Consider the following 23,812-nt stretch of genomic DNA (forward strand, 5'->3'; position numbering starts at 1 on the left):
CGAAGCTTTAAAAAGATGAGGATTCATTCATCAGGTGAAACCCCGTTATACTCCGCAGGGTATCCAATGATAGGACAAGACTATGTTTAAGCTAAAAGCAGGGTTTAAGCCAAAAGCAGGGCTGAAAAATAACGCAGGCTTAGTATTCGCACTGCTCATGCCCTTTGGTAACGCTGCGCTTGCTGATATATCAACCCCCGAGCAGCGCAGCCAACTGAATGTCACGCTGTATCAAAATGGTATGGCGCTGATTCAAGACAGTCGAACATTAGCCTTAGAGGCAGGTATTCAAACCATTCGCTTTCAAGGGGTTACGCCAGAGATCATCGCAGATAGCGCACTATTGGTTGGCAATGATCTGAAAGTGTTAGAGCGTAACTACAGCTTTGATTTGATCTCCCTTGATGCCCTACTCAAAGCCTCCATCGGAAAAAACTTAACGCTACAGCTCAATGGCCGCTACTTTGGCAATCAGGCGGGGCCTTATTTTGTCAGTGCTCAGCTTCTGGCGGTACAAGGCCAACGGATGATTTTAAAAGCGCAGATACCGGGTGAGGCTCAGAGCAAAATTATCGCGCTGCCGCTGAATGAGTATGCTGACCTGATCAGCTTTGATGAGATGCCAGAGAATCTCAGCGAGTCGCCAACCCTTTCAATGGATGTACAAACCAGCCATGCCGCCAATGTTCCCACGACGCTGACCTATTTGAGTACAGGGTTTGATTGGCAGGCCAGCTATGTTGCCGATATCACCTCTGACAACAGCATCAACCTAGCCGCGTGGGTGAGTTTAGATAACAACACCACAACCCCGCTGAACCAAGCCCGTATGCAACTGCTGGCAGGGCAAGTGAATAGGGTTACGCCGGTTTACAAGCATCAGCCACAAGCGATGCGTATGTCTGATGTGATGGCCGCAGGAGTTGCCGAGCAAGAAAACCTTGGGGATTACAAGCTGTTCACTCTGCCACAACCCGTTGATTTAGCAGCCAAACAAAAGAAACAAGTGTCGCTGTTTAACGCCGAACGAGTGCGGGTTGAAAAGCACTACAGCTTGCCAGTGGATCTCACCTATAGCTTTAAACGCCGTAAAGCAGAGATCAGTTTAAAGCTGAATAACACCCAAGAAGCGGGGCTCGGTATGGCGATGCCTGCGGGGATTATGCGCTTCTATCAAACAGATCATGCAGGATTACGCCAGTTTATCGGTGAGGTGCGCGTGCCAGATTTGGATAATCGAGAAGAGTACTCGGCCAATATCGGCAGTGCCTTTGGTATCAGCAGTAACAACAAAACCCTGCGTTGGGATAGCGCGGGCTGGCTACAAGGTGAACTTGAGCTGATTAACAGTCAGAAGAAAGCGGTGACGGCAGAGCTGTTACTACAGCCGATTAGCTATGGTGATAAGGATCAGTTCCGTACCACTTCACTCTGTGAAACCCCTGCCAATAAAAATGACAGCAAGTTGAAGTTAAGCCTACGTCCGGTAACGGGTGCGCCTAAGGTGCTGGATGTGACCGAAGAGGGGAATGGCTTATGTCGCGTGTCGGTACGCCTAGAGGCCGATACCCGAGCGCTGTTCCGCTACGAGTATCGTGCGCCTGCGATCAACAGTAAAAAGTGATCGGTTAGGCTTTTGAGTCTGTGGCCGCTAAAGCATTGCGCTCTGCTTTGGCGGCAATTTTTTTCAGAATACGCGACACCGCCATAAAGGCAAAAGTGCCCGTCACAACCGTTACCGCACCAAAACCGCTACGGCAATCTAAGCGTACCGACTCGCCATTATTCGGCTTTTGATGGCAAACAGAACCATCCTCTGCGGGATAACGGAGCTGCTCCGTTGAATAAACCGCTTCTACATCAAAACGGCGCTTCAAATTCACCGGAAAATTATAGTTTCGACGCAGTTGATTGCGGGTTTTGGCCAACAAAGGGTCTTGTTCCGTTTTGCTTAAATCGGCAATGGTGATCTGTAACGGGTCGGTTTGCCCACCGGCCCCCCCAATGGTAATCAATGGGATTTTATTGCGGCGGCAATAGGCGATCATGGCGCATTTGTGCTTTACAGAATCAATGGCATCCAGCACGTAATCAAACTCTTTGCTCATCAGCTCGGCCACATTTTTTTCGGTGACAAACGCTGAAACCGCCTGCACTTGGCACTCTGGATTGATCGCCAGAATACGCTCGGCCATCGCCTCGACTTTTGAGCGGCCAATTTGACCGTCCAAGGCATGAATTTGGCGATTGATATTAGAGGTGCAGATGTCATCCAAGTCGATCAGGGTAATTTTGCCGATGCCGCTACGGGCTAAGGCTTCTGCGCCCCAAGATCCCACGCCACCAATACCCACCACGGCCACATGAGCCTGCTCAAAGGCTTGTGCTGCAATCACGCCATATAAGCGGCTGATCCCACCAAAACGAAAATTATAGTCTTCGCTACTCATCAGCAGAGGCTCCTAAAAAGGGGGAGAGGAAATTTGATTAAAGTGGTCGGCCCAAGCCTGCCAACCTAAGCGTTGCAGCAGTTGTGTCATACAACAATCAAGCGGTGCCTGAATCGACAAGGCCTGCCCCGTAACGGGATGCTGAAAGCACACCCTTGTGGCAGCCAACAATAACCGATCGGTGGCTAACTGCTCTTTAAAATAGCGGTTATATCGGCCTCGGCCATGTTTAGCGTCGCCAATAATCGGGTGGTTAATGTGTTTTAAGTGGCGTCGAATCTGGTGTCGGCGCCCCGTTTTCGGCTGCACCTCGACCAGTGAGAAGCGGCTGACGGGGTATTTTTCGATACAAACAGCCAGTTCAGCTTGAGCCAAACAGCGGTAATGGCTGAGTGCCGATTGTGCCTCAGTTGGCGCTTTACGCCCCGGCATCATCTTATCAGGCTCTTCTACCAATGGGTGGTCAATGATACCTGATTCAGGGGCAAAACCGCGCACCACCGCAAGGTAGGTTTTTTCGATCTGATGGGCGGTGAACTGTTCCGTCAGCGCCCGTGCAATCGCAGGGCTTAGGGCAAAAATCAGTACGCCAGAGGTGGGTTTGTCTAAACGGTGTACCGGATAAACCCGCTGTCCGATCTGGTCTCGCACCAACTGTAGGGCAAATCGGGTTTCGTGCCGATCAATAGGGCTACGGTGTACCAGTAGCCCAGACGGTTTATTCACAACCACTAAGTCGGCGTCTTGATACAGAATCGGCAACTGCTCCGCTGGCGATTCTGTTTCACTGCGCACGACTGAGTGGCTTTCAGCTATAGGCGTTGTCATGCAGGCTCAAATTAACCCAGTTGATCAGACGCGACATGGTATTTAGGGTCTTCGATCACATTCACCTCAACCAGATCTCCTGCTTTTTTCAGCAAACCACGGCACTCTGCGCTTAAATGGCGCAGATGCAGGGTTTTACCTGCGGCGATATAACGTTCCGCCAAACTGTCGATGGCTTCAAGTGCCGAATGATCACTGACACGGGAGTTACGGAAATCTAACACCACATCATCAGGGTCGTTTTTAGGGTCAAATTGCTCTGAAAAATTCTTAATTGATGCAAAAAACAGTGGGCCAGTTAAACCATAAACGCGGTGTTGGTCATCCTCTTCTAGAATGCTCACCTGAATATGTTTGGCGTGTTGCCATGCAAACACTAAGGCTGACACGATAACCCCCACAATCACCGCAATCGCAAGGTCGGTGACAACCGTTACCCCTGAAACCAGCACAATGATAAAAGCATCGGTTTTTGGAATTTTACCCATCATGCGGATACTGGCCCATTCAAAGGTGCCAATCACCACCATAAACATCACGCCCACCAAGGCCGCAACGGGAATCTGCTCAATCAAAGAGGAGGCAAACAAAATAAACAGCAGCAAAAAGACCGCTGCGGTAATACCAGACAGCCGCCCACGACCACCTGAGTTGATGTTGATCATACTCTGACCAATCATGGCGCAACCGCCCATGCCGCCGAACAAGCCTGTGAGAATATTGGCAGTACCTTGGCCGACGCACTCTTTATTGCCACGTCCGCGAGTTTCGGTCATTTCGTCGATTAAACTCAGGGTCAGCAAGGATTCAATCAAACCCACTGCGGCCAAAATAATAGAATAAGGCAGGATGATCCAAAGGGTTTCCAAGGTAAACGGCACCGTTGGAATATGGAACTCAGGGAAGCCGCCCGCAATAGAGGCCAACGGATCCCCCGTCATATCCTGCAATACATTTTGTACGGTGCGGGCATCTAAATCTAAACCGATCACCAGCAGTGATACCGTCAAAATCGCCGCCAGAGAGGAGGGAATTGCCTTGGTTAATTTAGGCAGGAAATAGATAATCGACATCGTTAAAGCGATCAGTCCGGCCATCACCATCAACGGCTCACCCGACATCCACTCCATAACACCGGCCTCGTTTTTCTCTTTGAACTGCCCCAACTGCGCCAAAAAGATCACAATGGCCAAGCCGTTCACAAAGCCCAGCATCACAGGATGCGGCACCATGCGAATAAACTTACCCAGCTTAAAGACTCCGGCACTGATCTGAATAACCCCCATCAGCACCACTGCGGCAAATAAATACTCAACGCCGTGCTGTGCCACCAACGACACCATCACCACGGCTAAAGCACCTGTCGCACCCGAAATCATGCCTGGGCGGCCACCAATACAGGCCGTAACCAAGCCCACCATAAAGGCTGCGTACAAACCCACTAACGGCTCAACACCCGCAACAAAGGCAAAGGCCACCGCCTCTGGAACTAGTGCCAAAGCTACAGTTAAACCAGAGAGCATATCGTTTTTAATTTGTGCGGGCGTTAAATAGCGCTTGGAATCCATTAGCATCCTCAATAGCTGACAACAGGAGAGTTTGAGCCGTTATAAGCCTGCCACACCTTTACCTTCTGAAAAGGTTCTAGCTTGTAACAACAGCTTTGGCGGGGTTAAACCGAAGGGGGGAAGATTCTACAGCAAGCATTAGAGCAGTGCAAAAAGACAGCTACGGCTATCTGGGCTAAAACGACACCAATTGATGACCGTATACGACCAATAACCAAGGTAACATACTTGTTTTTATTGTGATTTAAATGGCTCTGACTTAAAGCAGACTGTAAAATTCATCTTAATAACATCATAGTTTAATCTTTCAATTAAAACTTTCCGCCTGAGTGGTTACAGATCAACTACTCTAAAGTTTGAATGACTGGCGTAATAAGGAACCTGCTTGCTATGAATAATCTAGGTCTATTTGGAAAAATGGCAGTGCCTATAGTGGCTCTGATTGCATTGATCAGTTTGGTTCTTGCACTATTTATTCCATCACAGTTGCATAAAACCGTTGTCGATGCGGTGATTGAGAACTCTCAGGGAACTGTCTCTGAATTTAAAACTTTGCGTAAGTATTACACTGAAAATGTCATTAAAAAGGTGCTGGGCACGGAAAACTTACGCCCAGACAGCAACCACAAAGACAACCCTAACAAAGTACCTCTGCCCGCTACCATGATTCATGACTTGAGTGCTTTAATGGAAAGCCAAGGCTTGTCCATTAAGTTGTATAGCGCCTATCCATTCCCTAATCGTGCTTCCCGCAAGTTAGATTCATTTGAGCAAAATGCTTGGGATCAGCTCGTGCGTAGTCCAGATCAAACCATATCGGAGCAGTTTGAAAGCAATGGTCGAACCATTGTGCGTGTGGCAATAGCCGACAAAATGGTGGCTGAAGCCTGCGTGAGTTGTCACAACAAACATCCGCAAACCCCTAAAAATGATTGGAAAATGGGCGATGTGCGCGGTGTGTTGGAAGTATCAACAGATATTACCGATCAACTGGCCGCAGGTCGTGCGACTAGCATGAAGATTACGGGCTTAGTCATCGTGATGTTATTGTTCATGCTGATTGGTTTATGGGTGATTTACACCCGTGTTATTCAGCGTCGCATGGATAAACTCAACCGCGCCATGAATGAAATTGCTCACGGTGATGGCGACTTAACGGCTCGTCTTGACGAATCTGGCAATGATGAGATTACGCAGTTATCTCGCTCTTTCAATCGCTTCACTGGCCATATTCGTGAGATGGTGCAGCAGATGGCGCGTACCAGTCAGGCGTTAAATCAAACCTCTGAAGCGATGACCGCCATTGCAATCAGCAATAATGATCGTTTAGAGCGCCAAGCCGCAGAAACCAATCAAGCGGCCACCGCCATTAATGAGATGGCAGCGACCGTTTCTGATGTTGCAAGAAATGCTGTTGAGGCGGCTGCGGCGGCGCAAACGGCAAACGGTGTTGCCCGTGATGGTCACAAGGTGGTGGACACGACTCGTCAGGATATTGAAGTACTGTCTGATAATATCAACAGCGCGATGGGATCAATACGTCGCCTAGAGGAAGAGTCAGAAAACATCACGGGTATGGTCAACGTGATTGGTTCTATTGCCGAGCAGACCAACTTACTCGCACTGAATGCTGCCATTGAAGCGGCGCGGGCAGGTGAACAGGGTAGAGGCTTTGCAGTGGTCGCCGATGAGGTACGCAATCTTGCCAGCCGCACCCAAGAGGCGACACAAGAGATTCAGAAAGTTATTAGTGAGCTACAAGCTGGTACTTTGGATTCTGTTAAGTTGATGAGCCAAAGCTGTACCCATGCAGAAAAAACCGTTGTACAAGCAGAGTCGGCCAATGATGCGCTGAATGCGATTGCCAGTGCGATTGGTCAAATCACAGCGATGAATGATCAAATTGCTAGTGCTAGTGAGGAGCAAAGTGCAGTGGCGCATGAGATTGAACAGAACATTATGGCGATCAATGAGATGTCAGATGAATCGGCCCATGCCTCTGAGCAGATGGCGCACAACAGTGAGCAGCTTACTCAACTGGCTCACGAGTTACGCGCGTTAGTGGCTAAGTTTAAATATTAGAAAAAAACAAGGTGTTGAAGGTTAGGGGCAGCGGCCTCTAACCTTCGGCTTAATCTATATCCCTAAGCATCTCTAGTCAGATCCAAATTCATACGATATAAATTCACATAAACCCCATCATAACAAAGTGCATCATACTCAATGCCGTTATGCATAAAGCCCTGCTCTTCATAAAGACGAATCGCTGCTGTAGACGTCGCACTCACCTCTAAAACTAGCGTGCGTAACGATGTATTGTTGCGGACATGCTCTATTAAAACCTCAACTAAAACCCTGCCTATACCACTACCTCTATACTCTGGTAAGACACATAAGCTGGTGACAATACCGCGATGTTGCCGCACATTCCCCAGCAGGGTTTCTAAGCCAATCATCCCGATAAGTTGCTCACCTATAAATGCGCCCCAAATCTTAGAGGCTGAGCAATGACAAAAGCGCACAAGCATCGAATAAATTTGCCCATGTGTGATGCAACGCTCCTCTTCCAAACAAACGCTGAAACTGTAGGGGTCATGCTTAATACAATTTAAGCGTAACATTCTAAAGCCGTCGGCATCTCTGGGTGTTAGCTCTCTAACGATCACTTTTTGTAGGGAATCGGTGGGTTCAGAAGATTCAGAGGAAAATAGTACGCCCATATCAAGTCCTTTTAATTGGGCCAAGCCAATAACTCAGGTTGTTGCCACAGCAGCCACTGTTGCCGAGTAGCTTCGGCTAAAAATAGTGCACCTAAAGTAGGCGGACAGCAATATTGGTAATGCTGTTTTTTTAACTCAAAACTCAGCGCAAAAGCGTGCAGATAAGTACGCTCATGCTGACTTGCACGGCTGGCCTCGTCATACAACTCATCACCACAGATTGGTGCGCCTAAGCTTTTCATCGCAACGCGTAGTTGATGGGTTTTTCCCGTGCGAGGTTTAAGTAAAAACAAACGTAAGCCATTACCCACCGATGCGGTAAAAAACTGCGTTATTGCGGGGTTCTGCTGACTATTGAGAAGCTTCCAGCTGCCTCTACGCGAGCGCTCCATATCACCTTTAATCCAGCCCTGTTTCTTTTTCGGCTTTTTATCAGATAAGGCCAGATAATACTTCTGAATCTGTTTGTCACGGAACAGCGCTGATAGCTGTTGATTAGCTTCTGTATTTTTTGCCAGCAGCAACAATCCTGAGGTCACTTTATCTAAGCGATGTACCAAAAACAGCTCAGGTAACTTCAGGGCTGAGCAAACACGTTCACAAATACCGGGAATATCGCCATCACGATGCACGTCAATATTGGGGGCTTTATTGATTAAAACAAAATCTTCAGTTTCAGCCACTAAGCTAAAACCTTGATCAAGCTGCTGTGAAGCAACAACGGAGGTTTGTACAAAATTCAAAACAGGACCTCTATGTCAGGACTAGACGCAATAGTATGGATTGTCATTAGTAGTTAAGGGATAGCACTATAACGACGCTCAGGCCGCCCTACAGAGCCATAGCTGACATCAGCAACTAACTCTCCCTCAGAAACCAGATACTCTAAATAGCGTCGTGCTGTTGTGCGGCTGGCACCGACAACTTCACCAACCTCTTCAGCACTTAAGGTCTTAGTCTGAGCACCGTTGAAGACCTGACGGATTTTATCCAAAGTCAGAGCATCAATCCCCTTAGGTAAAAGCTTTTTAGGATTACTCTGCTCAGTTTCTGTTTCTTTCTCTGTCGCAACAACCGATTTTCCATCGAGCACTTGCCCACGCTCACTACCTTCATTACGTGGCAATAGCTGATCAACATCTTGTTGTGCCAGCGTATTGGCTTGCTGTAGCAGCTGATTAAGCTGCTCACGATGGCGGCTATAATTTTGTAACGCGGCCTGTAAGCGATCAAAGATCAAGGGCTTTAATATGTAGTCAAAAACACCACCACGCAACGCGGCCTGTAAGGTGCTGGCCTCTTTGGCTGCGGTAATTAAAATAACATCAGTGTCTTGATGTTGACCACGTAACTCTGCCAATAATTCAAGGCCAGTGCCCTCAGGAAAGTGAATATCCAACAGTAACAAATCTGGCTGTAGAATATTCACCAGCTCTTTGGCATCAGCAAGCGTTAGCGCAATAGCCTCCACTTGAAAGCCAGGAATCTTTTCAATAAAACGCTGTTGAATCTCAGCAATACGATGATCGTCCTCCGCAATCACTATTCGATATATTCTGTGATCAGCCATAATGCTTAAGCTGCCTTATCTGTTGTTATTTTGATAGTTTCACTCTGACCAGCTGAAATCAGACACTGGTAACAAGCGCTTTGATTTCAACCGTTGTTTTATCATGGTTCACAAAGAGCAGTCGCTATAAATAGTCATATATTGGTAATCAACCTAAGCCTACACACTGGCATTATTGTTTTTTTCTATTGATGCATCGCAATAAAAAATTAGAGTACTTGCTCACCGCGACTCGATTTTTCTGCAACTTTTGGCTAATATTGCCAGCCAAATACAGCACTCACTGTATCTGTTCCGTAAAACCTAGAAATATTCGATTTCTAGGTTTTGTCGTTTTTGGACTCTGCTAGGGTAATCCCATGCTGGAAAAACTGTTCAAGCTCAAAGAGCATAATACCAACGTAAAAACGGAGATTGTGGCGGGTGTCACAACCTTCTTAACCATGGCTTATATTATCTTCGTCAACCCCTCAATTTTGAAGATGGCGGGCATGGATTATGGCGCAGTGTTTGTAGCCACCTGTTTGGCTGCGGCAATAGGCTGTTTGGTAATGGGGTTATGGGCGAACTACCCAATCGCGCTAGCACCGGGCATGGGCTTAAACGCCTTTTTCACTTTTACGGTGGTTCTGGAGCTGGGGTATAGCTGGCAATCGGCCTTGGGTGCTGTGTTCTTCTCTGGCCTTATCTTTACTGCATTAAGTCTGTTCAGTATTCGAGAGTGGATTATCAACAGCATTCCACTGTCGTTACGTCTTGGGATCGCCGCAGGTATCGGCCTATTTTTAGCGCTGATTGCGTTAAAGAGTGCAGGTATTGTGGTGGATAGCCCTGCAACACTGGTTACTTTAGGGGATCTGTCTAGCCCTTCTGCTCTACTGGCGATTTTAGGCTTCTTTATTATTGTGTCGCTGTCTTATCGCCAAGTGTTAGGCTCAGTGATGATCGGTATTTTAGTTGTGACCGCTTTGTCACTGATTCTGGGGATTAATGAGCTTCAGGGCGTGGTTTCAGCGCCTCCAAGTCTTGCGCCTACTTTTATGCAGATGGATCTTGCCGGCGCACTTGAAGTGGGCATGCTGAGCATCATTTTTGCTTTCCTATTTGTTGATCTGTTTGACACCTCCGGTACTTTAGTGGCGGTTGCTCAGCAAGGTAAACTGCTCGACAAAGACAACCGTTTACCACGTTTAGGCCGTGCGCTGCTGGCGGATAGTTCCGCGACTATGGCAGGTGCAGCATTAGGTACTTCAACCACGACCAGTTATATCGAAAGTACAGCGGGTATCTCGGCAGGTGGTCGCACAGGTTTAACTGCGGTTGTTGCGGGCGTGCTTTTCCTTTTGGCACTGTTTTTCTCGCCTCTGGCGGCTTCTATTCCGGCTTATGCAACAGCAGGTGCGCTGTTCTACGTTGCCGTGTTAATGACCAGCGGCTTGGCTCAGGTTGATTGGAGTGATCTAACTGAAGCTGCACCTGTGTTTGTTGCCGCAATTGCGATGCCGATGACCTTCTCCATTGCCAACGGTATTGGTTTTGGTTTTATCACTTATGCGGCCATTAAGCTGCTATCAGGCCGTGCTAAAGATGCGTCTCCAAGCGTATTGCTGTTAGCTGGTTTATTCGTTGTAAAATTTGTCTTTTTGTAAGGTTGATTAGGTATGCCAGATCGTTATTACAGCGAGTACATTCGTTCCGTTATTCGCACCGTACCCGATTGGCCTGAGCAAGGGGTGATGTTCCGTGATGTCACCACTTTGTTTAAAGACAAAAAAGCCTTTCGTTATCTGATCGATGCCTTTGTGCAGCGCTATTATGATCATGGTATTGATGCAGTGGCAGGCGTAGATGCGCGTGGCTTTATCTTGGGCGCGCCCATCGCTTATGAGCTGAACACCAGCTTTATTCCTGTGCGTAAAAAGGGCAAGCTGCCTTTTGATACGGTTGAAGAAAGCTATGAGCTGGAGTATGGATCGGCAACCGTTGAGCTACACACTGACGCCCTAAGCAAAGGCCAAAGGGTGCTGTTGATTGATGACTTGATCGCCACAGGTGGCACGATGCTGGCAGCTGCGAAACTGATTCAGCGCCTAGGGGCTGATGTGGTTGAAGCCGCAGCGATTATCGACTTACCCGATCTAGGGGGTTCTGCCAAGCTGAAAGCACAAGGCATTGAGGTTTACTCGATCTGCCAGTTTGATGGTGCCTAAGCTTAAATAACGTACTTAGAAGGCTGCCGAACAGGTAGCCTTTTTTGTTTGTAGAAAATTAGAGCCTAATTCATTGACGCAAGTTTATCTCGTTAAGCGAGTACGAAGATTGGTAAACTTCCACTTATCCGTTTGCCTAACCATGCAGCCTTTATCATTTATTTAAAGCCATCACGCTGCGACTTACCCTATCTCTGACTTATATTCGGAACAATTTAATGGAAATTAAAGTTAACTTTCTTGACAACCTAAGACTTGAAGCCAAGTTTGATGATTTTACGGTGGTCACTGATCAACCTATTCGCTACAAAGGGGACGGCTCCGCACCTAGTCCGTTTGATTACTTTTTAGCCTCGTCTGCGCTCTGTGCAGCCTATTTTGTGAAGGTGTATTGCGTATCCCGCGACATTCCAACCGACAATATTCGTCTGTCGCAAAACAACATTGTTGATCCAGAAGATCGCTACAACCAAATCTTTAAAATTCAGGTGGAGCTACCTGAAAGCCTTTCAGAGAAAGACCGCCAAGGTATTCTGCGCTCTATCGAACGTTGCACCGTGAAAAAAGTGGTGCAAACGGGGCCAGAGTTTGTGATCGAAACCGTTGAAAATCTCGACGAAGATGCACAAGCGATGTTGATGACCACTGGCGACGCTCAACATAGTACTTATATCTTGGGTAAAGACCTGCCTCTTGAGCAAACCATTCAAAACATGACGGGGCTGTTAGCAGATCTGGGCATGAAGATTGAGATCGCTTCATGGCGCAGTATTGTCCCTAACACTTGGTCGTTACATATTCGTGATGCTGCCTCTCCAATGTGCTTTACCAACGGTAAAGGTGCCACAAAAGAAAGCGCGCTTTGTTCGGCATTAGGTGAGTTTATTGAGCGCTTAAACTGCAACTTCTTCTATAACGACCAATACTTTGGGGAGGAGATTGCCAACAGTGAGTTTGTGCATTATCCCTTTGAAAAATGGTTTAAGGCAGGGCCAAGAAATGCACTGCCAGAAGGACTTTTAGATGACTACTGTTTGAGCATTTACAATGCTGAGGGTGATCTGCGCGCCTCCCACCTAATTGACACTAACTCAGGTAACACCGAACGCGGTATTTGTGCTATTCCTTACGTGCGCCAGTCAGATGGGGAAACGGTGTATTTTCCGTCCAACCTGATTGAGAACCTATTTTTAAGCAACGGCATGAGTGCGGGGAATAATATTCACGAAGCCCAAGTGCAGTGTTTGTCAGAAATTTTTGAACGAGCTGTTAAAAAGCAGATCATCGAAGAAGAAATTGCTCTGCCCGATGTACCAGAGGCTGTACTACAACAATACCCGCAATTGGTTGAAAGCATTAAAGCCCTAGAAGAACAAGGCTACCCTGTTGTGGTGAAAGATGCCTCACTAGGTGGACAGTTCCCTGTGGCATGTGTCGCCCTGATGAATCCTAAAACAGGTGGCGTACTGGCTTCATTTGGCGCACACCCTAGCTTTGAAGTGGCGCTGGAGCGCTGCGTAACCGAACTACTACAAGGCCGTAGTTTTGAAGGTTTAAATGACCTACCCAAACCCACCTTCAACAGCCTCGCCCTGACCGAGCCTGAAAACTACGTTGAGCACTTTATCGACTCAACAGGGGTGATCTCTTGGCGCTTTTTCAGTGCCAAACATGATTATGAGTTTTGCCAGTGGGATTTTTCAGGCACCAACGAGGAAGAGTGTGCCAGCCTGTTTGGCATTTTAGAAGACCTAGGTAAAGAGTCCTACGTTGCTATCTTTGATGACCTTGGCGCAACCGCTTGCCGAATTTTAGTCCCTGATTATTCAGAGGTTTATCTGGCTGAAGACCTGATCTGGGATAACACCAACAAAGCCTTAGATTACCGTACCGATATTCTCAACCTGCACAGCCTCAGCAACAATGCCCTGATGCAGCTGTACGAACGCCTAGAAGAAAGCCAGCTTGATGACTATATGGATATTCGCACCTTAATTGGCGTAGAGTTTGACGAAAACACCCCTTGGGGACAGCTGAATATTCTCGAACTGAAACTACTAATCTGCCTAGCTCTAGGCGAGCATGAAGAGTCGATAGGCTTAGTCGAACAATATCTGCAATACAACACCAATACCGTTGAACGCGGTTTGTTCTACCAAGCTTTACATGCGGTACTTGAAATTACCCTAGATGACGAGATGGCAATAGACGACTTTATCGTCAACCTCACCAGAATGTTTGGCGAGCACACCATGCAAAACGTACTGGGTTCGGTAAACCGTAGTGTTAAATTCTATGGCCTAACACCAACTAACGCTAAGTTAGAAGGGCTTGATAAACACCTAAGACTGATTGGCAGCTATCAAAAACTGCATCAAGCGCGGGCTAAGGCTTGGGCGCTTAAACAAAGCCAATAGGCAGTAAAAATGGCCCCCAAGGTTGAATAGTCCAACTATTGGGGGCCACTTCAGCCACCTAACTTGCTATTTTAAGTTTATACCAAGCTCCTTATGATAGTTTTGAAGCGTAGAGAATCTATAGCCCTCTGAATTTAATATGTTTTTATCCTCTTTATTAACAGCATCCACGTATCTTTCAACGTATTGCGAAAACTTCTGAGTGATATAATGTTGTTTGTCTTTGAGTTTTGACCTTTCGCTATTAGGTATGCGAAAGATTTCATTTGAGATATAGCTTGAATCTAATACCAACAAAGCTTTTGAGTAATCCAAACCTTTGTGCGGAAGCCCATGTCGTCCCTGTGTTGGGTATGATGATTTATGTTGTATATTTGATCTTAAAGGGATGCCAAAAGTTAAGTTTCTTATGGATATAACGACAATACCGTGTCCTCTGGTCTTATTCGGTATCCACTGACCATCTATTAAGTCGAGAGCCTGCTTTAAATGAGTGTTAGCAGGATAGAATGATTTGTCTAGCTTTCTCAGATCCATTGCGTCTCCTAAACAAAACGAAAAAGCCCACGCTTGGCGTGGGCTTTTCGGTAGCCAATTCTGTTTGGATGCTTCAGTTTTTTACGTGGGGTGCTCCTACCGCCACTGGCTAAAAGCCAATTCTGTTTGGATGCTTCAGTTTTTTACGTGGGGTGCTCCTACCGCCACTGGCTACATTTCTAGTATGCGCAACTCATCTTGAGATTGCAACCTCAAGGCTAATACGTAAGGGGACTATTACCCTAACAAAGAACAGGGGCCTCATTAATTTATATCTTAAGAATCAAGGTGCTAAGCTGCCATAGTACAAAGGCTATTATAGTCACGGTATTAATATCAAGGCATTATCTTATCTGCACACTATAGCCTGAGAACTGAACTGTAGAGCTTCATACTTAGGCTTGAGTGATCGACGTCTAGTCAATCCCCTTACTTTTTAAGTACTGCTCGGCCTCGATCACTTGCTCTGATGCAGCTTGGCGTAGCCATTTTACCGCTTCGGTACGATCTTGTGTGGTGCCAATACCTTCATAAAGCGCAACCCCGTAATGATAGCGTGCAATAGAGGCGTAGCCTGCAGCATCCTGAGTGTACGCGCCTCGCTTCATGAGCGCAGTCGAGTAAGCCAGATTTTTTTCAACGCCGACGCCAGACTCGTAAATCTGTGCCAGCCAAATCATAGAATACACATCTTCCCAGCGTTTAATGCAGTCTTCAAAAATGGCAATGGCCGCAGCATGATCGCCTGTTTTATCCGCAGCGTAACCGTATAAACACTTAATTCGTTTATCAGAGTGAATATAGTTTTCATAACTCAGCTCACTGGTGCTCTCCGCCTGTATGGGGCTAGAAAGCGGCAGCACGGTTACACACAGCATCGCTAAAAACGTTGTTTTCATTCGCATGAGAGTTCCCTCCTTGGGTTGGTTTCTTTATCTATGATTAATACCTCATATCATAGATATCGTGCTTTGAGCTTGAAACAGCGCTTTGGGAGGAGCCTACACCGTCAAAAGGTGTAAAGATAAGAGGTTAAAAAATGGGATATCTGTGTTACATCAATTCGATTTGCATCTCTGGGTGCCCAAGAGATTTCCGGCGGATATACTCGCTTTACCCTGCATTTTAGAGCGTATACCATGAATAAAATAGAAATACTAGAGCAAGCAGCACCTCAATTAACCGCTTTTTTAGATGAGAAAATAGCGGAATTCAATTGGGCCAATTGGGAAGTGAGCGAGCGCTTACCGATTGCCGCGCAGCTTAAAGATGAAGCGGGTCATATTATTGCTGGAGCCGCAGGCCGAACTTTTGGTAATTGGTTAATGCTGAATACACTGTGGGTGTCTGAAGCATTACGGGGGCAAAACATCGGTAGCCAACTGCTGACGGCGGTTGAAGAGGCGGCGCGTAAACGGGGCTGTAAGTGGTGCCTGTTGGACACTCTAAATTTTCAGGCGAAGCCTTTTTATGAGAAACAGGGGTATCAGGTGCAGTGGTCACAAGACCACTACCCCAAAACTGGTGCGCGCTACTATATGGTTAAAACCTTGTAGCCTTATGCACGTTGGTCCAGCTGTTCCGCCTCTACAATGCGGCGCACTCGGTCTAAGTCCGCTTGAGTATCCACGCCAGCAGGGTGCTCCAAATCTGCCTCTGCAACGTGAATTTTGACTCCATTCCACAGGGCGCGTAGCTGTTCGAGTTGCTCAGCTTGCTCGATAGGCGCAGGTGCCCAGCGTACAAAGTCATTGAGCATTTTGACACGATAGCCATACAAACCAATGTGGCGGTATAGCGGAAAAGGCGGTAGTTGGTTGAGATTGTCTGCAAAGCTATCACGCGCCCATGAAATGGTGGCGCGGGAAAAGTACAGGGCATAGCCCTTTGCATCGGTCACCACCTTGACTACATTGGGGTTGTGTACAGCCTGTAGGTCGCTGATCTGCTCGCATAAGGTGGAGATGCCTGCGGCGGGATCAGCTGCCAAGTTATGAGCCACTTGGTTGATTAAGCGTGGTGGAATCAGTGGCTCGTCGCCTTGCACGTTGACAATGATGTCATCGGCATAAAAGCCAAGCTGCGTGGCTACCTCTTGCAACCGATCTGTGCCAGATGGATGGTCAGGGGATGTTAGACAAACTTCCGCGCCAAACCCCTGTGCCACATCGGCAATACGTTGGTCATCGGTCGCAATAATAATGCGGTTGGCTTCGCTGAGCTGGGCTTGTTCATAAACACGCTGCAGCATAGGCTTACCCGCAATATCGAGCAGCGGTTTACCCGGCAGGCGAGATGAGGCGTAGCGGGCGGGGATGACAACAGTAAAGGCCATAAGATAAAACTCCTCAGTGCGCTGCTCAATCTGGTGATGATGAGGTCTTATTTTTCCAGACGTTCATCTGCGGTTAAAGTACGGGCTTCATTCTCTAGCATCACTGGAATGCCATCACGAATAGGATAGGCCAAACCATCTGGACGGCAGATCAGCTCATTTTGTTCTTTTTTATAGATCAATTTGCCTTGGCAGATTGGGCAAACCAGTAGTGCAAGCAGTTGTTTATCCAGTGTCATGATATTGGTCTCGTCATTCTTAAAAAGTCAATTTGCAGGATTATAACCCCTGCGATGTTTGTTTTCGCGCTTGAGCCGCAAGCAAATCCAGATGTATTTGCTCTAATATTTCCGTGGCAATATGTGCACGAACGTCTAATACCCAGTGTTGTGCGCCAAGCCAAGCTTGGCATTTCACCGCATCTTTTGCGGTCATTAACAAAGGCTCTGTACTGACCAAGTCCTGTGCTTGAAATTGATAATGATCAGGGTAGGGACGGCCTGTCACAGTTAAGCCCAGTTGGCGCAGGGTGTTGAAAAAACGCTCTGGGTTGCCGATACCCGCCAAAGCTTGCACCGATTCATTAAACGGCAATGGTTGAATGGGATAGGTCGCTTGGCTTGCAGGTTGTCGCCACTGGGTGGGTTTTAATTGCATAGGGTGTAGGGTTTGCCCTTCGAGTTGGCTTGTGTGTTCTGCGCCATTGGCAAAAATATAGTCAACTTGTTGCAAACGGCTTTTAGGCTCTCTTAAAGGTCCTACGGGCAAACAGTGACCATTGCCCAAACCACGAGCGGCATCAATCACTACCAGCTCGATATCACGCCCCAGTGCCAAGTGCTGTAGGCCGTCATCGCTGATAATCAAATCGCAATCATGTTCTGCCAATAGAGACTGAGCCGCAGTACTGCGCTTAGGGTCAACCACTACGGGGCAGCCCAGTTGCGCCAGCATTACAGGCTCATCCCCTGCAATTTTTGGGTCGCTCGCTGTGGTAACAGAAAGGGGATATTCTGAGCTTTTACCGCCATAGCCACGGCTGACAATACCCGGTTTCCAACCCTTTGATCTTAAATAGTCGACCAAGGTGGCGACCAAGGGCGACTTGCCTGTCCCACCAACGGTGATATTACCCACGATTAACACTGGAACAGGTGCTTGCCACTGTTGCGCCTGCTTTTTGCGCTGATCTTGTGCAGATAGCTTCAGATACAACTGTTCCAACGGCTGTAAAAGCAACGGCCAGCGAGCATGGTTATACCAAGCCTGTTCTAAGCGCTTGATCATGCTGATGGTTCAGCCTCAGAAAACTGCATCGCGTGTAGTTGCGCATAAGCCCCCTGTTTAGCCAGTAACTCCGCATGAGAACCAGCCTCGATGATCTCACCTTTGTCCATCACCATGATGACATCGGCTTTTTCAATAGTGGACAGACGGTGTGCGATGACAAAAGTGGTGCGGTTTTTCATCACCGCATCAAGGGCGTTTTGAATAAAGCGCTCAGACTCGGTATCCAGTGCGGAGGTGGCCTCATCAAGAATCAACAGAGGGGCATCTTTTAAGATCGCTCGTGCAATTGCCAAACGCTGGCGCTGACCACCAGACAGTAGTACGCCATTATCGCCCACCAGTGTATCTAAACCTTCTGGTAGCTCCTCTATAAATGAAAGGGCATAAGCAGAGCGTGCAGCGGCTTCGATCTGTTCTCGGGTAGCATTCGGTTGACCATAAGCAATATTGTTAGCAACCGTATCGTTAAACAGCGTGACTTGCTGTGTGACTAAGGCAATCTGCTCTCGTAGGCTGTCTAATGTGAGATCGGTAAGTTTATGTCCATCCAAACTGACCTCCCCCTCCGAAGGGCTGTAAAAACGTGGAATTAGGTTAATCAGTGTCGATTTACCGCTACCAGAGCGCCCGACTAGGGCTACAACTTGTCCAGCCTTTACGTTAAAGGAGAGCGATTTCAGAATCTGCTTTTCAGAGTTTGGATAAGTAAAAGAGACATTTTTAAACTCAACATTGCCTTGAGCACGACTTAGGCGCTGAGTACCACCGTCAACTTCATCTTCTTTATCGAACTGTTCAAATAGATCCGACGCAGCGGTTACACCCCGTTGAATCACGTTGTTAACTTCGGTTAGCTGACGAATCGGTTTCGCCATTAATGAGGCTGCTGTAATAAAGGCAATAAACTCACCGGGGGTCATACCCTGCATAATTTCAGGCGACAGTGCCAACCAAACCAACAATCCCATTGCTATGGCGACAATAAACTGCACCATTGGTGTACTCATAGCACGAGTTGCGGCCATTTTTAAGAACTGCTGACGGTTGTATTCGCTGGCCGCGACAAAGCGGCTGCGTTCATACTCTGAGCCACCAAAGCTGCGCACCACTCGATAGCCACTGATCGCCTCAGATGCAACGTGGGTGACGTCCCCCATAGAGTGCTGAATGCGCTTGCTGATTTTACGGAAGCGTTTACTGGCGAAACTCACCACAATGCCAATCAAGGGAGTCAGCGCAATAAAGATAAGAGTTAAACGCCAATTGTTATAAAAGAGGTATATCAGTAGGCCAAATACAAAAATACCTTCACGAATCACAACGGTAATCGCTTCAGACGCTGCATTTGTCACTTGGTCAATCGTAAAAGTTAAGCGTGACAATAGATGTCCAGAAGACTGACTGTCAAAGTACTGTACAGGCAGGGCTAAGTATTTATCAAACAGCTTGCAGCGTAGATTGTGCACCACGCCTCGGGCGACAATCTCCATAAAATAGATGCCTAAAAAACTACCAAAGCCCCTAGCAGCAAAAGCCGCAACCATTAGGCTGGGAAAGAGTATGCGCAAGTTATCATCTTGCTTTTGAATCGAGTCCACCAAGTACTTCATCAGCTCCGCAAAGGCTGTGCTAGAGGCTGCATAGATGATGTAACCCAATATACTGATTGCGAAAGCCCAAATATAGGTTCGCACATAGGTTAACAGCCGACGATAAACAGCCGTGGGTGATTGACCTGCTTTGGCTTCTGGCAACTCAGACAATGGTGAATCCTTAGTTATTAGTTTTTAACACGGGTTTGAAAGCTGATATTGTTCAGCTCTGTACCAGCCAGTGCGTCTAGCACTTTGCTAACATCAAGATGAAGTGCCCGACCATCCGCGATGACGCTGACCGCCTCAGGTTTATTATGCTCAGTTAAATAGCGTTGCAAGGCATTTGGTAGGTCAGTGCTAATTTGCACACTATTTAGATAGATCTGGCCTTGCTCTGTTATTTCGATCTGCAAGATATTTTTGGCCTCTGATGCAACCCCATTCTGTGCATCTGGCAGCTGAATCTGTAGCTCAGAGGTGCGCTCAAAGGTGGTTGATACCATAAAGAATATCAACAGTAAAAAGACCACATCAATCAATGGGGTCAGGTTAAGGCTTACAGGCTCAGCTTGGCTACGGCGAAATTTCATACTTTAAACTCCGCCTTATCGTGCCCGTTGTCCATGCAGCTGTTCAACGAGCTTAATCGACTCTTGTTCGAGCTCAACCACTAGCTCTGAAACTCGACGCTCAAAAAAACGATGAAACAGTAGTGCAGGAATGGCAATAGACAAACCCGCCGCAGTGGTCATTAAAGCTTTTGATATGCCGCCCGCCAATAGATTGGCCTGTCCTGAGCCTTGCTCCATAATCACGGCAAATACGTCAATCATACCTAAAACTGTGCCTAACAAACCGAGCAAGGGCGTAATAGCCGCAATAGTGCCAAGCAAGCTTAGAAAGTGCTCAAGCTGGTGAATAACAGCGGTAGCAGCCTCTTCAATTGACTCTTTCATCACTTCGCGGCTGTAACTTGCGTTACGCAAACCTGCTGCAAATAAGCGCCCTAGTGGCGAGTTTTGTTCAAGCTCGAATAGCTGGGAGGAGGATAGTGGTGAGGATAGGGCTTGCTGGATGATCTGCTCTCGAAGACCTTGAGGCGCAATTCGACTTTTACGTAATGACCAAAAGCGCTCTAGAATAATAGCAACTGCCACTACTGAGCACAGTGCAATCGGCAGCATTAACCAGCCACCAGCAGAAAAAAATAACGCCACGGATTAAATCCCTTGTCACAACTGAAGATTTTAGCTCGCTAGTGTACACCATAGTTTTACAGGGCTAAATGCAAAGCTATGATTGAAGGCAAGGGTTTGATTCTGAGATAAATTTTATCTAATGCTGCCATAACCAACGTAAAGGCAATCGACTTAGCTCTGTCTGTAGCTGTAAACCTCCTTCTGCCGTTGGCATTAAAGTTAAAGCCCCCATATCAGCTGTTAAATATTGATCAATATTTAAATAACGACTAGTCAGTTGCACCTTTGTACTTGGGTGCCCAAAGCGATTGCGATACCCCGCCGAGTATAAAATACCCTGTGGCTGCACCTGCTTTAAAAACAGCAGATGATTGCCTGTGGCGCTACCATGATGACTTGCAACCAACCAGTCCGCTTGAAGCTTTTCAGGGTGAAGCCTAATCAGTCGTTGCTCGATCTGTTGATCAATATCGCCTGTCAACAACAAGCTTTGCTTTGGATATAGCAAAGAGCTTACCTTTAGAACACAGGAGTGTTGATTATCATCTTTCAACTTAAGATCACTCAGGTTAGCAGGCGGGTGCAACAGCTCAAACTGCACTTGATCCCACTGCCATTTCTGCCCTTCTTCACAGGGCTTTGAATTGGAAAAATACTCTGTCTGCCCTGTCAAAATTGAGCCTTTATAGTAGTCTTTTAGCTGTGCTGCTGCGCCTGCATGGTCATTGTCACTATGGCTAATAATCAGTTGATCAAGTTGCAATTGCTGCTGTTGCAGTCGAGGTTGCAATGCCAAGGTTATTGGGGCAAAACCAGAGGGAAACCTAGGCCCAGTATCATAAAGGATTAAATGCCGTTGGGTTGAGATGAATACCGCAAGCCCCTGCCCTACATCTAAAACCTCCGCTTTGAATTGACCTTTCTGTAACGCTGTTGATTGAGCTCTAGGTATCAGTACAATCAATATCACCATTACGACCCAAGGGGTTCGGTAAGGTAGTTTGGGGACAGCAAACACCAATGCAGCCAATAACAGCGCAACACCAGAAACCATGTCTAACTGCAAAATGGGCCAATTTAGGCTTTGACATAACTGTAGCCACTGCCAAAAAAGCTGCACTAATTGGTCAAGAACAGTACTAAAGAATGCATCACTCCAAGAAAAAGGCAAGATTAGCGCAGCCAAAGTACAAGGTAAGAAGAACAGCGTGATCAGTGGGATGGCGATTACATTAGCCAAAATTGAACTGAAATCAGGCGCGTTTTGCCAAAAAGACTGTATGCCAATAAGTCCTAAAAACAGAGTCATTTGTAGAGGTAGTAATCTCAACCAACTACCAGAGCGCCCAATCTGTAGCAATAAGATTAACACCGCCAAGAAACTGTAATAAAAGCCTGCTTGTAGCAAAAGAAATGGGTTTAACAGTAGTAAACTTGCAGCGGCACAGGCTAACACACGCCAAGGCGAGGGATAAAAAGCCAACATTCGCGCCGTTATTATTAGCAGCAGCATAAATAAAGCTCTTTGTACTGCCACGCCAAATGGCCAAAGTATCAGTAGCGGCAGCAGTAACAATAAGGGCAGCAAATTGAATAGACTGTACCAGCGCCAATGATCTAAAGGTAAAACACGGCCTACTAATGCGGTTAACTGCCAGCCCATCCACAACAGCAATGCCAGATGTAAACCTGAAATTACAACTAGATGCACCGTACCTGTGCGTTGTAAGAGCTGCCAATGTTCAGTTTGAAGGTGCTGGCTGCGCCCTAAAATTAAAGCCTGTAATAAACTTGCAGTGTCTGGATGCGATGACAGCTGTTGTAAACGAGAGTTAACGCTATTATGCCAGTGGCTTAACCATTGCTGAATGGTAGAAGGCGGTGCCAATAAAAGGTGATCACCTTTGCGTACATAGCCTGTAGCAGAAAAGCCTTTAGCAAACTGTAATAAACGATAACGCTGTTGCCCCTGATTTAAAAAGCCATGAATAGGGAACAGTTTTGTATGTAATTGCCAATACTGCCCCTGTTGAAGCCCGACAGTAGACATAGGGCTTAAGCCTGAGCTGTCACTCGCAGAGGGATACCAACTAAGCCTGACCAAACCATTAAAGCCACAAAGTTGGGCATTGGCCGTGAACTCGCAGCTATGAACCTGTAAGCTGAAACGCTGCACTTTAGACGTGCTAGGCAAGAGCTCTATCACTTCGCCAGTGAGCTTTAAACTTTGACCACTCAGATAAAGTGGTAAGCTCTGATCAAAACGATAAGCAAGGTGCAAGCTGCTGATCAGATAGGATAAAATTATCCAAGCGACAACAGTATGCCCTTGCCGCCATAATTGGTAGAAGAGCAAGACAAGAAGTAGAAATGCTTCAGCAGGCGGCCAGCCATCATCAAAAAGCCCTGCACTGACACCTGAAATGATCGCAATAACAATAATAAACCACATGTCCTGACCTCCTGTCTGGATGATGTTTTGATCAAGCGCAGTAGAGTGCTGACCAGATATGTGGATAATGTTCCGCTTACTTTAGAGTGACCATAAACATGCCAAAACGAATCATCAAGAAATACATGCCTGATCCGAAAAAACTGCAAGAGCAAAAGTCGCTACGCTTTTTGGGCAAGTTGCTTGAAGATCCGGGTTTGCTACATCTGACACGTCGCTCTGTAGCAAGGGCTTTTATGGTCGGTATTTTTTTCGCGTTTATACCTGTACCTTTTCAAATGGTCTTAGCTGCGGCAGGTGCTGTACTACTGCATTGCAACCTACCTATCTCTGTCGGCCTGGTTTGGCTGACAAATCCTATTACTATGCCCGTTATATTTTATGGCACTTATCTAGTGGGGGCTGGATTGATGGGAGTTGAAGCACAGCCTATGCCCGATGAACTAACACTGGAGTGGCTCAGTAATTTAATACAAGATGCATGGGCGCCTCTGTATTTCGGTTCTGTTGTCACAGGTCTGGTGCTGGCTGTTGCCAGTTACTTCGGGGTACACCTATTTTGGCGCTGGCATGTCAATAAAAGCTGGAAAACACGTCACGACCGCCCTCGTCCACCTAAGGTTTAGCATTAGCGCTCGTAC

General features: G+C 47.0%; 22 protein-coding genes. 7 read left to right on the plus strand and 15 right to left on the minus strand.

Annotated features, from left to right (window positions below; translation table 11 throughout):
• The first annotated feature begins 82 nt into the window (after nucleotides 1–82).
• Complete coding sequence (locus B5D26_RS05090) at nucleotides 83–1,624, plus strand: DUF4139 domain-containing protein (RefSeq protein WP_078744649.1); 1,542 nt, start codon at nucleotides 83–85, stop codon at nucleotides 1,622–1,624.
• Between the two features lie 4 nt (nucleotides 1,625–1,628).
• Here the strand turns inward: B5D26_RS05090 and tcdA are convergent, their stop codons facing one another.
• From tcdA to B5D26_RS05105, 3 genes are read right to left on the minus strand one after another with little or no spacing between them, the layout of a single operon-like run.
• Nucleotides 1,629–2,450, minus strand: a complete 822-nt coding sequence (gene tcdA / locus B5D26_RS05095) for a tRNA cyclic N6-threonylcarbamoyladenosine(37) synthase TcdA (protein WP_078744650.1) — start codon at nucleotides 2,448–2,450, stop codon at nucleotides 1,629–1,631.
• A gap of 12 nt (nucleotides 2,451–2,462) precedes the next feature.
• Entirely contained in the window at nucleotides 2,463–3,278 is an 816-nt protein-coding gene (locus B5D26_RS05100) for a tRNA pseudouridine(65) synthase TruC (protein ID WP_139776612.1), read from the minus strand.
• 11 nt (nucleotides 3,279–3,289) lie between these two features.
• The gene (locus tag B5D26_RS05105) at nucleotides 3,290–4,846 is read right to left on the minus strand and encodes a SulP family inorganic anion transporter (protein WP_078744651.1); all 1,557 of its coding nucleotides are present in this window, start codon (nucleotides 4,844–4,846) and stop codon (nucleotides 3,290–3,292) included.
• 390 nt (nucleotides 4,847–5,236) lie between these two features.
• Between B5D26_RS05105 and B5D26_RS05110 the strand changes: the two genes are divergently transcribed.
• Nucleotides 5,237–6,928 carry a methyl-accepting chemotaxis protein gene (locus tag B5D26_RS05110; protein ID WP_159445599.1) on the plus strand — a complete coding sequence of 564 codons (1,692 nt, stop codon included), beginning with the start codon at nucleotides 5,237–5,239 and terminating at the stop codon, nucleotides 6,926–6,928.
• A 62-nt stretch (nucleotides 6,929–6,990) separates the two neighbouring features.
• Here the strand turns inward: B5D26_RS05110 and B5D26_RS05115 are convergent, their stop codons facing one another.
• Genes B5D26_RS05115 through B5D26_RS05125 form a run of 3 tightly spaced genes read right to left on the minus strand, consistent with a single transcriptional unit; the run spans nucleotide 6,991 to nucleotide 9,136 of the window.
• Nucleotides 6,991–7,566, minus strand: a complete 576-nt coding sequence (locus B5D26_RS05115) for a GNAT family N-acetyltransferase (RefSeq protein WP_078744653.1) — start codon at nucleotides 7,564–7,566, stop codon at nucleotides 6,991–6,993.
• An 11-nt stretch (nucleotides 7,567–7,577) separates the two neighbouring features.
• Complete coding sequence (locus tag B5D26_RS05120) at nucleotides 7,578–8,309, minus strand: TIGR01621 family pseudouridine synthase (RefSeq protein WP_234985191.1); 732 nt, start codon at nucleotides 8,307–8,309, stop codon at nucleotides 7,578–7,580.
• Between the two features lie 53 nt (nucleotides 8,310–8,362).
• Nucleotides 8,363–9,136: a response regulator gene (locus B5D26_RS05125; RefSeq protein ID WP_078744654.1), complete on the minus strand. Its 774-nt coding sequence runs from the start codon at nucleotides 9,134–9,136 to the stop codon at nucleotides 8,363–8,365.
• A 359-nt stretch (nucleotides 9,137–9,495) separates the two neighbouring features.
• Between B5D26_RS05125 and B5D26_RS05130 the strand changes: the two genes are divergently transcribed.
• The 3 genes from B5D26_RS05130 (at nucleotide 9,496) to B5D26_RS05140 (ending at nucleotide 13,763) form a co-directional block, all read left to right on the plus strand.
• Complete coding sequence (locus B5D26_RS05130; RefSeq protein WP_078744655.1) at nucleotides 9,496–10,785, plus strand: NCS2 family permease; 1,290 nt, start codon at nucleotides 9,496–9,498, stop codon at nucleotides 10,783–10,785.
• 12 nt (nucleotides 10,786–10,797) lie between these two features.
• On the plus strand, nucleotides 10,798–11,346 hold the full coding sequence (locus B5D26_RS05135) for an adenine phosphoribosyltransferase (RefSeq protein WP_078744656.1): 549 nt from the start codon (nucleotides 10,798–10,800) through the stop codon (nucleotides 11,344–11,346).
• Nucleotides 11,347–11,564: 218 nt separating this feature from the next.
• A complete protein-coding gene (locus B5D26_RS05140; protein WP_078744657.1) occupies nucleotides 11,565–13,763 on the plus strand; it encodes an OsmC domain/YcaO domain-containing protein in 2,199 nt (732 codons plus the stop codon).
• Nucleotides 13,764–13,829: 66 nt separating this feature from the next.
• Here the strand turns inward: B5D26_RS05140 and tenpIN are convergent, their stop codons facing one another.
• Together tenpIN and B5D26_RS05150 are read right to left on the minus strand one after the other, a co-directional pair.
• The gene (tenpIN, locus tag B5D26_RS05145) at nucleotides 13,830–14,300 is read right to left on the minus strand and encodes a type III toxin-antitoxin system TenpIN family toxin (RefSeq protein ID WP_078744658.1); all 471 of its coding nucleotides are present in this window, start codon (nucleotides 14,298–14,300) and stop codon (nucleotides 13,830–13,832) included.
• Between the two features lie 416 nt (nucleotides 14,301–14,716).
• Nucleotides 14,717–15,205, minus strand: a complete 489-nt coding sequence (locus B5D26_RS05150; RefSeq protein WP_200810619.1) for a tetratricopeptide repeat protein — start codon at nucleotides 15,203–15,205, stop codon at nucleotides 14,717–14,719.
• A gap of 234 nt (nucleotides 15,206–15,439) precedes the next feature.
• On the opposite strand from B5D26_RS05150, the gene B5D26_RS05155 reads away from it, so the two are divergent.
• Nucleotides 15,440–15,856 carry a GNAT family N-acetyltransferase gene (locus B5D26_RS05155; protein WP_078744659.1) on the plus strand — a complete coding sequence of 139 codons (417 nt, stop codon included), beginning with the start codon at nucleotides 15,440–15,442 and terminating at the stop codon, nucleotides 15,854–15,856.
• A gap of 2 nt (nucleotides 15,857–15,858) precedes the next feature.
• On the opposite strand, the gene kdsB is transcribed toward B5D26_RS05155, so the two are convergent.
• From kdsB to B5D26_RS05190, 7 genes are all read right to left on the minus strand, one after another.
• Complete coding sequence (kdsB, locus tag B5D26_RS05160) at nucleotides 15,859–16,635, minus strand: 3-deoxy-manno-octulosonate cytidylyltransferase (protein ID WP_078744660.1); 777 nt, start codon at nucleotides 16,633–16,635, stop codon at nucleotides 15,859–15,861.
• A gap of 47 nt (nucleotides 16,636–16,682) precedes the next feature.
• Complete coding sequence (locus B5D26_RS05165) at nucleotides 16,683–16,868, minus strand: Trm112 family protein (RefSeq protein WP_078744749.1); 186 nt, start codon at nucleotides 16,866–16,868, stop codon at nucleotides 16,683–16,685.
• A 46-nt stretch (nucleotides 16,869–16,914) separates the two neighbouring features.
• Nucleotides 16,915–17,922, minus strand: a complete 1,008-nt coding sequence (gene lpxK, locus B5D26_RS05170; RefSeq protein ID WP_078744661.1) for a tetraacyldisaccharide 4'-kinase — start codon at nucleotides 17,920–17,922, stop codon at nucleotides 16,915–16,917.
• A complete protein-coding gene (gene msbA / locus B5D26_RS05175) occupies nucleotides 17,919–19,679 on the minus strand; it encodes a lipid A export permease/ATP-binding protein MsbA (RefSeq protein ID WP_078744750.1) in 1,761 nt (586 codons plus the stop codon). The genes lpxK and msbA overlap by 4 nt, the downstream gene beginning before the upstream one ends.
• Nucleotides 19,680–19,705: 26 nt before the next feature.
• A complete protein-coding gene (locus tag B5D26_RS05180; protein WP_078744662.1) occupies nucleotides 19,706–20,110 on the minus strand; it encodes an ExbD/TolR family protein in 405 nt (134 codons plus the stop codon).
• A gap of 15 nt (nucleotides 20,111–20,125) precedes the next feature.
• Nucleotides 20,126–20,704: a MotA/TolQ/ExbB proton channel family protein gene (locus tag B5D26_RS05185; protein ID WP_078744751.1), complete on the minus strand. Its 579-nt coding sequence runs from the start codon at nucleotides 20,702–20,704 to the stop codon at nucleotides 20,126–20,128.
• 151 nt (nucleotides 20,705–20,855) lie between these two features.
• Nucleotides 20,856–23,171: a DNA internalization-related competence protein ComEC/Rec2 gene (locus tag B5D26_RS05190; RefSeq protein ID WP_078744663.1), complete on the minus strand. Its 2,316-nt coding sequence runs from the start codon at nucleotides 23,169–23,171 to the stop codon at nucleotides 20,856–20,858.
• Between the two features lie 98 nt (nucleotides 23,172–23,269).
• Between B5D26_RS05190 and B5D26_RS05195 the strand changes: the two genes are divergently transcribed.
• Nucleotides 23,270–23,797: a DUF2062 domain-containing protein gene (locus B5D26_RS05195; protein WP_078744664.1), complete on the plus strand. Its 528-nt coding sequence runs from the start codon at nucleotides 23,270–23,272 to the stop codon at nucleotides 23,795–23,797.
• Nucleotides 23,798–23,812 lie beyond the last annotated feature (15 nt).

It is taken from the genome of Oceanospirillum multiglobuliferum (assembly GCF_900167095.1).
Lineage (GTDB): Bacteria > Pseudomonadota > Gammaproteobacteria > Pseudomonadales > Halomonadaceae > Oceanospirillum > Oceanospirillum multiglobuliferum.